The sequence below is a fragment of the Proteiniclasticum ruminis DSM 24773 genome, from assembly GCF_000701905.1.
GTDB classification, from domain to species: Bacteria; Bacillota; Clostridia; order Clostridiales; family Clostridiaceae; genus Proteiniclasticum; species Proteiniclasticum ruminis.
This window is the reverse complement of record NZ_JNKC01000010.1, coordinates 39,087-51,470: the sequence shown is the minus strand read 5'-3', so window position 1 is coordinate 51,470 and position 12,384 is coordinate 39,087. Positions and strand designations below refer to the sequence as shown.

The following is a 12,384-nucleotide window of genomic DNA, read 5'->3' as shown; positions in this document are numbered from 1 at the left end:
CAGAAGAAGAAAGAGGTGACGAGTAATGATGCTGAACAGTTTTGGACCAAACAATCAAGATGTGAAAAAGGATCAGCAGGAAGAACAAAGTGAGAAGAAGAAAAAAGAGATTGAAGAGTTTGCAACGCTGGTGCTGGAAGCGGTTATTGATGATGTGGTGATGAATCCCGAAAGCAAACTGGAAGAGCAGGAAAGGATTATCAAAGAGCAGATTGGTGCCTCCATCAATGACCTTTCCAATCGTCACAGAAAGCACTGGCTCATCAGTGACAAACAGAAAATCACTAAGTATGTCATGGATGAAGTTTTCGGATATGGCCCGGTAACCTCTTATCTCCATGACCCTTCTGTAACAGAAGTTATGGTCAATGGTCCCAACCATGTTTATATTGAACGTTTCGGTAAGATTGAACCTACCACTGTGACCTTCAGAAACGATCAGCATGTGCTCCATACCATCGATAAGATTATTGCACCCTTAGGCAGACGTGTGGATGAAAGCAGTCCCATGGTGGATGCGAGGCTCCCAGATGGATCCCGTGTGAATATCATCATTCCACCACTATCTATAAAAGGTCCCACCATCACCATCCGAAAGTTCTCCACAGATCCCTTTACATTAGAAGACCTCATCACCTTTGGAACCCTCAACATGGATATGGCAAAGTTTTTACGGGCCAGTGTCCGCGGGAGATGCAATGTCATTGTTTCTGGTGGTACCGGTAGTGGTAAAACAACGCTCCTGAATGTCATCTCAAGCTTTATCCCTCATGATGAACGTATCATCACTGTGGAGGATGCGGCGGAGCTTCAGCTCCAGCAGGAACATGTGCTGACCTTGGAAAGCCGACCGGCAAACATTGAAGGAAAAGGAAGAGTTACCATCAGAGATCTCGTGGTCAACACCCTTCGTATGAGACCGGATCGAATCGTTGTAGGTGAGGTCCGCTCGGCAGAAGCATTGGATATGCTTCAGGCTATGAATACAGGTCATGACGGCTCTCTCACAACCATCCATGCCAATACCCCAAGAGATACTCTGTCTAGATTGGAAACCATGGTCATGATGGCCGGTATGGAGCTTCCCTCCAAAGCCATCCGTGAGCAGATTGCATCGGCATTGGATCTCATTGTGCAGGTGTCCAGATTTAATGATGGATCCAGAAAGATCACAAAAGTATCCGAAGTGGTGGGTATGGAAAATGATACCATCACCCTACAAGATATCTTCGTCTTCCGTCAGGAAGGCTTTGATGAAACAGGAAAAGTCATGGGAAAACATGTGGCTACGGGCATTGTACCGAAGTTCATTGATAAACTGAAAACCTATGGGGAAAATGTGCCGTCGGCCATTTTCAAAAAATATGAGGTGCCACCAGATTCCTCTCAGATGAGGAGGTAGTTAGGATGATTTATGCAATATATGCAGGAGTATTTTTTAGTGTCCTTCTTCTTCTTGTGGGACTGTATCTGCTCTTTTTTGGAAAGTCTGCACAGATTCAGCACCGGATGGAGAAGATCAGAACTTCTGATGTGGAAAATTACGCAGAGGAGCGAGGGGAGAATCAAAATATCCCAAGAAACGAACTTTTCTTGTCAAAGCTTTCGAGAATCGGGTTCATCGGAAGGATTTATCAAAAGAATAAGGATACTCTGACCAAAGCCCATTTGCCTTTGAAGCCAGAAGAACTTTTTGGTATCTCGGTGCTTCTCAGTGGATCTGTTGGAGTTCTCCTTTTTATAACCAAGGTGCCAATCTTTATGGGGATTATTATTATGGTGATTCTCTACATGATTCCAGGGCTTTATGTAAGAATGGCCAAGGTGAGTAGAGGGAAAAAGCTGAACAACCAGCTGCCCGAGGCTTTATCGATTTTATCCAATGGCCTTCGTGCAGGACTTAGCTTCACCCAGTCCATGCTGGTGGCAGGAAAAGAGATGGAAGACCCCATCGCTTATGAGTTCAATAAGATCGTCCGAGACAACTCCCTTGGAAAACCTATTGATGAGGCTCTTTCGGATTTCTCCAAGAGAACCGAGGACGAGGACATCGACATCTTCGTCACCGCCATCCTCATTCAGAGGCAGGTGGGAGGAAACCTTTCGGAAATTCTGGATGTCTTAGCCAATACTATTCGTGACCGCATAAAACTCCGTGGAGACATCAAAACCATCACCGCTCAGAGTAAGATGTCGGCGGTTGTGGTCGGTGGAATTCCATTTGTGCTTGTTTTAATTTTGAATTTTGTGAACCCTAATTTCATCCTTCCACTCTTTAATACGTTTATTGGAAATATCCTCATAGGTGTGGTGCTTATCATGCAGACTGTTGGTGTGCTGATTCTTATGAAAATCATCAAAGTGAAAATGTAAGGAGGAGACTGTATGGAACCGCTGCTCTATCTACTCACCCTGGTCACTGTAACACTCATCACGGTAGTGCTCTATCAGGTCTTCTTTGGAAAGAGAGTCATGGTTTCTGAAAGACTTCAGTCCATTAAAGCCATTGGTGTGGATTATGAGGAAGATGAACTGAAGACGCCCTTCATTGACCGTGTCATAGCCCCTCTGGTGGACCGCATGGCCAAGGCCGTGGGAAGAATGACCCCTTCTGGCATCAAAGACAAGTATGAGACGCTGATCATCCAGGCAGGAAAGCAGAAGGTTATGAATACCAATAAACTTCTACTTCTTCAGTTGGTCAGTGCGGTGATCTTTGGTGGACTCATGTATGTGGTGAGTCTTCTTACAAACCTACCAGCACTTCTTTTCACAGCGGTGATGGCATTTCTGGGATGGATGCTCCCCTATGTGCAGTACCGGAGCATCGCCAGAAAAAGGCAGGAAGAGATTCAAGTGTCTCTCCCTAGTTTTCTGGATCTTCTCTACGTTTCTGTGGAAGCTGGTCTAGGCTTTGATATGGCCATGAAGCGCTCCGCCGAAAAAATGAAGGGAGCTTTGGCAGAAGAAATCCGAGCGGTGCTGGATGACATCTCCAAGGGCAGAAACCGATCAGAGGCCCTAAGATCCCTTTCGAAAAGGACAGGCGTGGATGATCTAAACACCTTTGTCACAGCAGTGATCCAGGCGGACCAGCTGGGATCAAACATCGCCAATATGCTCCGAGTCCAGTCCATGTCCGCGAGAACAAGAAGAAGACAGCGGATTGAGCAGGCTGTGGCGAAGCTCCCTGTGAAGATGATTTTTCCATTGGTCTTTTTCTTCCTTCCCGCCATATTCATCATCATTTTAGGACCGGCACTTCTGAACGTACTGGAAGCACTGAGCGGAACAGATATATTGAGGTAGGTAGTATGAGAAAAAACAAAAAGTCATGGTCACTATTTTTAGCGATCTGTCTTTTTGCTGCGTATTTTCCCCTGGTAAAAGTCCAGGCGGAGGAAAGAGTAAGGCTTGAAAACCTTGCGGTGAGTCTCGTTGTGGATGTATCAGGCAGCATGGGGCAGACAGACCCAGAAGGACTACGGGAAACCGCGGCCAAAATGTTCATTGATCTCTTAAGTCCAGAGGACGCCATCGGAGTCATCACCTTCGATGAGAATGTGAGAACTGCGGTTCCTTTCCAGAAGGTGGAAAGCACGGCGAATAAGAATCTCATGAAGAACGCCCTCACTGGAAACCTTCTTCCTGCAGGGGACACGGATTATGTGAAAGCCATGGAATCTGCCCTCACCCAGCTGGAAGAGGTGGAGAATGAAGCCCGGAAAGTCATTCTTTTTGTCACAGACGGAATTCCGGACCCTGACCCTGCAAGGCGTGAAGAGCCTGGTTACATGGATAACTACATGAACGGCTTATGGAGTCTCACAGGAAGGGCAGCAGAAGAAAAGATTCCCATCTATACCGTTGGGTTTGGAGATATTGATCCTGCAATCCTGGAAAGAATGTCTCTGGAAACCCTGGGTGCAGCCACCATCACAGAGGACCCTGGCACATTGGCAGAGGTCTTTTTTGGCATTGTGGAAAGTCTAAAAAACAGAAGTCCTCTTCTGGAAGAAGAGTTTGTCCTATCAGAAGAGAAGACCATTTCTTTTGAGATGGATCCCTACATCAGCCAGACCACGCTGCTTCTTACGCAGAATACAGACAATTATCAGGTGGACGTCACAGGGCCTGGAGGAGTGGGCATCACAGAGGGCGTTGCTTTATATAAAGAGAGAGGGTACACCTTACTGACCCTCAATCAGAAAGAGGAGGAGCAGGTGGGCACCTGGAGTGTCAAGCTGACCCCAGCGCCAGGAGAAACTGCAGCTCCAGCCATGAAGGCCTTCGGCAGCACAGACTTTTTCTTCAAGCTTTGGATGGAGGAACCTGTGATGAATGCCGTGCATCCCATGAATGAACCGCTGAGGCTCAGTGTGTATTCCAGTACGCCCATCCCAGAAACAGCATCCTTGGAAGCTGTCATCACAAAAAATGGTGTGAAGAGCCGAACGCCCATCGGACTGACTTTAGAGAATGATGTCTATGTGGGAACTTTTGAGGACACCAAAGACCATGGATTCTATGAGGTGGAGGTTCTTTTAAAGGAAGACGGTAAAACCATAGCCACTGCAGGAAGTGCCTTTTCTGTGAAAAATGTTCCAGTGATCACATCAGACTATTTTGAAACCAGCGCTCTAGAGATTTTGGATTCCTCAAGGATCATCAGAAGCAGTCTCTCCTCCGGTGGTGTAAATCTTATACCAGGAAGAGATCTTCTTCTGGAAGAGTATGCGCTTCATCTCACCTATGAAGATGGCGAGGAAGTTCTTTATGTATTCAACGATGATGGGGAGGAGGCTTCCGGGGATCTTCGCGCTGGTGATGGCCTTTACAGCACCCGGGTGTCCTTTGAAAAAGAGGGAAAAGCGCATCTTCAAATTGGATTCCGTGGAAGCTACAAAGGGGAACCCTTTGTGCAGGAAAAAGAGCTGGGTGAGGTGAACATAGGCATACTAAAGGAGATTTCGGTGTCATCAGCTTCCTCTCAGGTCTCTGTGAAATCCGGAGAGTCCGCTCTTCTGGAAATTATTGTAAAAAATGCCAGCATTTTCCCGGAAACCCTAACCTTCACTCTGGAGGATGAGAAGGGGGAAATCTTGAATCCAGTTCATGAGATTGACGCTCAGGAGAAAAAAAGGATATTCCTGCGGTATCAACCCCATGAAAGCAGGAAGGAGGAGTCTGTTCCTCTTTCAATAGCCGTGTCGGGATTAAGAGAGGGCAGGACGATATCAGGAAACCCAATCATTGTTGAAGTCAATGTGGTGAGCTTTCTTGGAGGGCTTCTTCAGAATGTATCACCCTACAGGTCGGTTCTTCTGGGCCTTCTTCTCTTTCTTTTTATTGGGCTGCTTCTATTCTATCTTCTGGGCAGGGTTTTTTATAAGGTGCTTGTGATGCCGAAGCATCTTGTCAGTGGAAGTCTTCATTATAAAAAGGACCGGATGTCTTTAGAGGAAGAAGGAGCCCTTCATCTCACTGACAAAAAGAAAAAAGAGGTCATCATTAGCTTCGTCAAAGAGGAGGAGGGAGATTTCTACTTGCCTGCCAAGGGATCGGACTATAAGATGCTACTCTTGAAAAAAGCAGAGGATCCATCGAAAAAGTTCATCGAAGGATACAAGGCGCTTTTTGGAAAAGAGGAGTCTCCCAGGCTTCGCATCCAGGTGACCCAGCCTGGAGTACTCAATTTCGATGGGACCATTCTCACCAAAAGGATGCTTTATGATGGGAATGTCTTTGAAACAGCGGACTACATTTTCTGGTATGAGGAAGAAGAAGGAAGGAGTAAGACAAAAGCCAAGAATCTTTTAAAGGAGAGTGAAAATGACGGTGGTTCTAAAAAATGAAAATGGAGAGGTGCTTCTTGAAAACCTGAAGGAAGCACAAGGTTTTTATGGCCGGTTCAAGGGACTCATGGGAAAGACATCTATGCCAAATCATGAAGGACTCAGAATTACTCCATGCAATAGCATTCACTGCTTCTTTATGAAAATGAACATCGATGTGCTTTTTCTGGATGAGGATCTATGCGTAGTGCATACCATTTTTGATATGAAGCCCTGGAGAATCAGTAAAGTTGTGAAAGACTCAAGATCTGTCATTGAAACAAAGAGTGGAGTGCTGAAAGACCGTGTCAGCACTGGAGACTGCCTGAGCGTGGAAGACTAGAGACTAAGCTTGCAAGTAAAAAGAGAAAGAGAGTCCGGTATACAGTTTACCGGACTCTCTTTCTATGAAATATCAGCAGTTCACAATATCTCCACCATTGATGTGGAGGGTCTGTCCTGTGATATAGGTAGCTCCGTCAGAGGCAAGGAATACATAAGCTTCAGCAAGCTCCACTGGCTGGCCGGGTCTTCCCATGGGGACATCCTGGCCAAATTTCTCTACTTTTTCTTTCCCGAAAGTGGAAGGAATGAGCGGTGTCCAGATGGGACCTGGAGCCACCTGATTCACCCGGATGCCTTCATCCGCAAGATTGAGAGCCAGGGAACGGGTAAAGGCGCTGATGGCTCCTTTGGTGGCGGAGTAATCCAGCAAAGTGGGATTTCCCCGAAAAGCGGTGACAGAAGTGGTATTAAGAATGACTGCACCTTCACGGAGGTGAGGCAGAACTTCTCTTGTAAGATAAAAAACAGAGAAAATATTGGTTTTGAAGGTGCGCTCCATCTGATCATCGGTGATTTCCAATAGGGACTCTTTAGGATGCTGTTCGGCTGCATTATTCACGAGGATATCGATACGGCCATATTTTTTCAGCGTTTTCTCCACAATTTTCTTGGAAAAAGCAGGCTCTCCCAGATCTCCTGATAGAAGAAGACACTCTCCGCCGTAGGATTCCACCACTTCTTTGGTTTTATCTGCATCCTCATGGGAATCGCGGTACACCACTGCAATCTTTGCTCCTTCCTTGGCATAGGCCACAGAAACGGCTCTGCCAATGCCGCTGTCTCCACCGGTGATGATGGCGACTTTTCCTTTCAGTCTGTTATACCCAGAGTGACTGGTGTTGTCATATATGGGCTGCGGGTCCATGAGAGATTCAAGATCATTCTCAATGACCTGGGCTTTGATTTCATCAGATTTCGGCATTTCACTGCCTTTCAGTTCATGATTTTTCTTTTGGGGCATTTGGTACCTCCTTTGCGTCAGTTCGGGTAATGGGTTCTTTTCTTTTTAATAGACTATAGGGTCTAAATATGAAGTGCTTTTTGACGTGTCATGAAAGTTCTGTAAAACTCCTTGGATCATTTTTCATCGATTGCCAGTTTTTACACTGAATGGGAAGTAGAGCCAAACAGTAGAAAAAACAGCAGATTCTTACCCTAAAAACACATAAAAAATAACCAAAAGCCATTGGGGAGAGGAACTTTGAAGATTTTAGCAGATGGTGATATAATGTAAAAGACCTTTATGTTTGGAAGGAGGGAACTAGATGGCAAAGAAGGCACCAAATCTTGAAACAGCCACAGAAATCAGAAGAGTCACCAAGGGATACTTTGGAGATCCAAAAGGATTTGAAGAGATTCTCTATCGGACCAAAAACAACCGGTATGTGCTACTTCAGAGGGGTGGACATGAAAGTCCATTTCAGGAAGAGAAGATCACACAGATCCTGAAGGTAGACGCTGAAGCTTGGCTGGCCTCCCTATAGTGGGAAGAAGAACCTGAAACAAGGTTCTTTCTGAAGGGAATGTAAACGTTTTGATGTCAAAATTTGTCAAAGGAAACCTTCTGTTAATTTTTCACGACCAACTGTAAAAATGAAAAAGAATGTGTATAATGGGTAATATAATTTAAAGACTCAGGAGGAAAAGATATGATTAAGGAAGTAACAGGCAGCACTTTTGAAAGTGATGTACTTGGAAAAGAAGGACTTGTACTGGTGGACTTTTGGGCACCTTGGTGCGGACCCTGCAAAATGCTCGCTCCCCTATTTGAAGAACTCAACGACGAAATTGAAGATGTGGAATTTGTGAAGCTCAATGTGGACAACAACCCACAGCAGGCAGCAAAGTACAGAGTTGCCAGCATCCCTACACTTCTGGCATTTAGAAATGGCCAGTTGGTGGACCAGATCGTTGGTTTCAGACCAAAGGAAGAGCTGCGAGCATTCATCAACAGAAATAAGTAATTGAAGATCCCCTTCTGAAAGCTGTGCTTTTGGAAGGGGTTTTTGCTTCCTATCGTTACACAGAAAGCGTAAGATCCTTGCGGGTTTCACTTTTTGTCATCAAAGAAAGGTTGTAGAAGAGGAAGGATATGATCAGGCAATCTTAGGAGATAGTGGAAGAGACCTCCAGAAAATTTTGTGCACAACAGGAATAGAGGGTCTATTCTGAAGAAAAATCAGCTGTAAAGGACTGCATTCTTTAGAAATCTTGAAAAGATATTAAAACCCCCTTAAAAGACCCGTTCTTTTAAGAGGTTTTTTAGTTCATCCGCTACAATGGGAGAGGAGCATGCAGCATAAGAGGATCCTATTTATCGATGCATAATATGAAACATCGGTGAATACTGCAAAGAAATTGCCAAAAACCGAAAATTGTGCACAATCCAAGCGCGTTCTATTGTATAATTTAAATATATTGACTAAAATCTGCTGAGAAAAGCAGGGGAGGTGTCCCGTGGAAACGCTCAATACCATACTGAATACCGTTAGAAATATGAATATTTCCTCCGTCATTGATATTCTCATCGTGGCGTATCTGATTTATAGAGCTTATAAACTGATTATCGAAACAAGGGCGGAGCTGCTTCTTCGCGGCATTGTGCTGATTTTGCTGCTCATTCCCATCAGTTATATCTTCAATCTCACCATGGTGTATACCATCATCAGTAAGACCATCACCATTGGAGTGCTGACGCTGGTCATCATCTTCCAACCGGAAATCCGAAGGATTCTGGAGCACTTGGGAAGATCGGCCTTCAGTGACAGAAGGGTGCTGAGAGATGCGGATATCCTGACCAAAGTTGTGAATGAAATCGTAGAAGCTGTGGACAATTTAAGTGAAAGTAAAACCGGAGCCCTCATTGTTATTGAACAGGACACAGGTCTTGGGGACATCAGTGAGACAGGCACTAAAATTGATGCGGTGGTCTCCACGGCGCTTTTAGAAAATATCTTTGTACCCAATACACCACTTCATGATGGAGCTACCATCATAAGAGGAGACAGGATCTCTTCCTCTGGATGTGTGCTTCCTCTCACCAACAACAAAGACATCAGCAAAAGCCTGGGCACAAGGCACCGGGCAGCTCTAGGACTTTCAGAAGTGTCTGATGCTCTGGTGCTCATCGTTTCAGAGGAAACAGGCACCATTTCTCTTGCCCTCAACGGCAAGCTTGTCCGAAACTACGACAAGGAGAGGCTTCAGAAAATCCTTGTGAAGATCCTGACCAGCAAGATTGAAAAGAAAATTACATGGAAGGAGAAGATTGAATCATGGCTAAGCAAAAAGGATCGGATCTCCTCCTAAAAATAGTCAGTCTCATTTTATCCTTCAGTCTTTGGATCTACATCATCAATGTGGAAAATCCCATCAAGACCATGAAGGTGTACAATGTGCCCGTGAGACTGGAAAACCTGGAGAACATCACAGAACAGAATCTGGCGCTTCTTCCGAATCAGGACATCATGGTGACCCTGACGGTGAAAGGACCTGCGTCTGAAGTATATCGTAGTGTTGCCAGCAATTTCAGAGTGGTGGCAAATCTCGATGATCTTCCCCTGAAAGCAGGCATCAACGAAGTGCCCATTGAAATCACTTCCTACCCAGCGGACCTGGATGTGACACCCAGCAGCAATGTGAAAGCCATTGTGTATCTGGATGATTATCTGGAAAGAGAAGTGCCTATTGTGTCCCAGTTTGATGCAGAAGCAGCCGACGGCCATTATGTGGCAGGGACCACCTTCAATCCAGCTTCCGTCATGGTGAAAGGACCTGCGCAGTATGTGAATCAGGTCAAGGCTCTTGCAGCCAGAGGCCAGCGGGAAGGTCTGGAGGAAAATTATAAAGAAATTCTTTCCCTTGTGGCCATCGATGAAAAAGACCAGGTGGTAAACCACGTGCAGTTCTCTCCTCTTTATGTGGAGATGAACATTGAAGTCTTTTCTACGAAGTCTGTGCCCATTGTGGTGGATACCGCGGGTGAAGTTCCAGAAGGCTTTGAACTTCTCAGCACCTCTGTGGCACCAGCCACCATTCTTATAGCAGGACCGGACAGTCTGCTGAACCAGATCAGCGAGATCTCCACGGAAGAGCTGAATCTGTCAGAAATCAATGAGTCTGGAGACCATCTGAAACGGCTGGTGATTCCAGAGGGCATCATAGCTGTGGAAGGAAACTCCAGCGCTACCGTATCTCTCGTGCTGGAAGCTTTTGAGACCAAGACCATTTCAAAACGGGTCACCACCATCGGTATGGGAGAAGGGTTCAGTGTTACCCTTTCCACAAACTCGGTGAACATCGTGGTCAGCGGACCACAAAGTGCACTGGATGAAATCACAGAAGAATCCATCACCGCAGAAATTGATCTGACGGGGCTTCAGCCTGGTGAATACGAGCTGACACCAAAGATTGTGCTGCCGGTGGATATGATTGAAGTCTCTGTGAATCCGCTGGTCATTTCTGTCACCATTACAGTGGAAGGTGAAGAAGAGCTGCCGCCGGAACAGACCCCTGCAGGATAATATCAAGGAAAAAATACAGATGGAAGCCTTCGGGCTTCCATTTTTGGAGTGAAGATGATGATAAAGATTACTAATCTGGAACTGACCTTAGAAGAAGAAAAAAGTGATCTGAAGGGAAAAGCAGCGAAGCTTTTACGAATCCCGGAAAGTGAGATTTTGTTTCTGGAAATTCAGAAGGAGTCCATTGATGCGAGAAAAGAACCTTTAAAGTTCGTGCATACTGTTCACCTTACGGTGAAGGATGAAGAGCTGGCCCTTCGGAAAAACAGAAGTCCAAAGGTTTCCCACTATGCGGAGACAATCCGGGAGCCCCTCACAAAGGGAAATATGCTCCTGAAGCACAGACCAGTTGTTGTAGGACTTGGTCCTGCGGGACTCTTCGCTGCTCTGAAGCTGGCGGAAGAAGGATACTGTCCCCTGGTTCTGGAACGTGGAGCGCCTATGAAAGAGCGGGATGAGAAGGTGGACTTCTTCATGAAGACCGGCATCCTGGATGTGAAAACCAACATCCAGTTTGGAGAAGGAGGAGCAGGTGCGTATTCTGACGGAAAACTCACCACGAGAATCAAGGACCCAAGAATCCATGAAGTCATTGATACGCTTCTTTCCGCAGGAGCGCCGGAGGAGATTGCCTATCTATCCAAGCCCCATGTGGGTACCGATCTTCTGAAAGACGTGGTGGTGAAAATCCGGGAAAGAATTAAGGAACTGGGTGGAGAAGTCCGTTTCTACAGCCAGATGGAAAATCTCAAAATAAAGGATGGAGCGCTGAAGGAAATCACTGTCAATGGAGAACCTTTTGAAACAGAGGTGGTGATCCTGGCCCTGGGGCACAGTGCCCGGGATACCTACGAGACTCTTTTCTCCAAAGGAATCACCATGGAAGCCAAGTCCATGGCTGTAGGCGTGCGCATTGAGAATCTTCAGTGGAGAATCAGTGAAAGCCAGTACGGACCCTCTTTCCGGCATCCGAAGCTGCGCCCGGCAGAGTATACTTTAGCAGCGAAAACCAGAGATGGCAGAGGGGTCTACAGCTTCTGCATGTGTCCTGGAGGTCTTGTGGTGCCAGCGGCCAGTGAAGAAGGGCATCTAGTGGTCAATGGCATGAGCTATCATGCCCGGGACAAGGAGAATGCCAATTCTGCTCTGGTGGTTTCTGTCACACCGGATGATTACGGTTCCCATCCTTTGGCGGGCATCGCTTTCCAGAGAAATCTAGAAAAGAAAGCCTTCCAGCTGGGAGGAGGCGGTTATCATGCGCCGGTCCAGAAGGTGGAGGATTTTTTAGAAGGGAAGCTCACAGAGACCTTTGGAGAAGTGCATCCGTCCTATGAGCCCGGCGTGAAGAGTGCGCTTCTGAAGGATCTTTTTCCTGCCTATATTACTGAGGGGCTGGCAGATGGACTGCTGCAGTTTGAAAAGAAGATGGAGGGATTCACAAAACACGGCGCACTTCTTACAGGGGTGGAGACAAGAACCTCCGCGCCCGTGAGGATTCTCCGGGGAGAAACTTTAGAAAGTCCTTCTGCAGAAGGCCTTTACCCCTGTGGCGAAGGGGCAGGCTATGCTGGAGGCATCATCAGCAGTGCTGTGGATGGCATAAAGGTGGCAGAAGCAGTGATCCGAAAGTACAAACCTATGAAGTAGTGAAGAATCATCTGGACAAGTCCAGATGATTTTTT

General features: G+C 46.3%; 11 protein-coding genes. 10 read left to right on the top strand and 1 reads right to left on the bottom strand.

The genetic code is table 11. The features are described from left to right. Positions 1 to 25 precede the first annotated feature (25 nt). The 5 genes from T487_RS0111445 to T487_RS0111425 are packed head-to-tail and all read left to right on the top strand — an operon-like array spanning position 26 to position 6,177. Positions 26 to 1,402: a TadA family conjugal transfer-associated ATPase gene (locus T487_RS0111445; protein WP_143004643.1), complete on the top strand. Its 1,377-nt coding sequence runs from the start codon at positions 26 to 28 to the stop codon at positions 1,400 to 1,402. 5 nt (positions 1,403 to 1,407) lie between these two features. Continuing rightward, positions 1,408 to 2,373, top strand: a complete 966-nt coding sequence (locus T487_RS0111440) for a type II secretion system F family protein (RefSeq protein ID WP_031577270.1) — start codon at positions 1,408 to 1,410, stop codon at positions 2,371 to 2,373. A gap of 12 nt (positions 2,374 to 2,385) precedes the next feature. Further along, a complete protein-coding gene (locus T487_RS0111435) occupies positions 2,386 to 3,309 on the top strand; it encodes a type II secretion system F family protein (protein WP_031577269.1) in 924 nt (307 codons plus the stop codon). A gap of 5 nt (positions 3,310 to 3,314) precedes the next feature. Beyond that, positions 3,315 to 5,855 (top strand): vWA domain-containing protein, encoded by a 2,541-nt coding sequence (locus T487_RS0111430; RefSeq protein ID WP_031577268.1) that lies wholly within the window; start codon positions 3,315 to 3,317, stop codon positions 5,853 to 5,855. Next, positions 5,833 to 6,177, top strand: a complete 345-nt coding sequence (locus tag T487_RS0111425) for a DUF192 domain-containing protein (protein ID WP_031577267.1) — start codon at positions 5,833 to 5,835, stop codon at positions 6,175 to 6,177. Before T487_RS0111430 ends, T487_RS0111425 begins: the two co-directional genes overlap by 23 nt. Before the next feature lie 72 nt (positions 6,178 to 6,249). On the opposite strand, the gene T487_RS0111420 is transcribed toward T487_RS0111425, so the two are convergent. Further along, positions 6,250 to 7,140 (bottom strand): SDR family oxidoreductase, encoded by an 891-nt coding sequence (locus T487_RS0111420; protein ID WP_036909458.1) that lies wholly within the window; start codon positions 7,138 to 7,140, stop codon positions 6,250 to 6,252. 304 nt (positions 7,141 to 7,444) lie between these two features. Here T487_RS0111420 and T487_RS0111415 point away from each other — a divergent pair, with 304 nt between their 5' ends. From T487_RS0111415 to T487_RS0111395, 5 genes are all read left to right on the top strand, one after another. Continuing rightward, entirely contained in the window at positions 7,445 to 7,663 is a 219-nt protein-coding gene (locus T487_RS0111415) for a hypothetical protein (protein ID WP_031577265.1), read from the top strand. Positions 7,664 to 7,828: 165 nt separating this feature from the next. Then, positions 7,829 to 8,143, top strand: a complete 315-nt coding sequence (gene trxA, locus T487_RS0111410; protein WP_031577264.1) for a thioredoxin — start codon at positions 7,829 to 7,831, stop codon at positions 8,141 to 8,143. Positions 8,144 to 8,636: 493 nt separating this feature from the next. Next, the gene (cdaA, locus tag T487_RS0111405) at positions 8,637 to 9,488 is read left to right on the top strand and encodes a diadenylate cyclase CdaA (protein ID WP_031577263.1); all 852 of its coding nucleotides are present in this window, start codon (positions 8,637 to 8,639) and stop codon (positions 9,486 to 9,488) included. Next, positions 9,455 to 10,702, top strand: coding sequence for a CdaR family protein (locus T487_RS0111400; protein WP_031577262.1), 1,248 nt, complete (start codon positions 9,455 to 9,457; stop codon positions 10,700 to 10,702). Before cdaA ends, T487_RS0111400 begins: the two co-directional genes overlap by 34 nt. 54 nt (positions 10,703 to 10,756) lie before the next feature. After that, on the top strand, positions 10,757 to 12,349 hold the full coding sequence (locus T487_RS0111395) for an NAD(P)/FAD-dependent oxidoreductase (protein ID WP_031577261.1): 1,593 nt from the start codon (positions 10,757 to 10,759) through the stop codon (positions 12,347 to 12,349). Positions 12,350 to 12,384 lie beyond the last annotated feature (35 nt).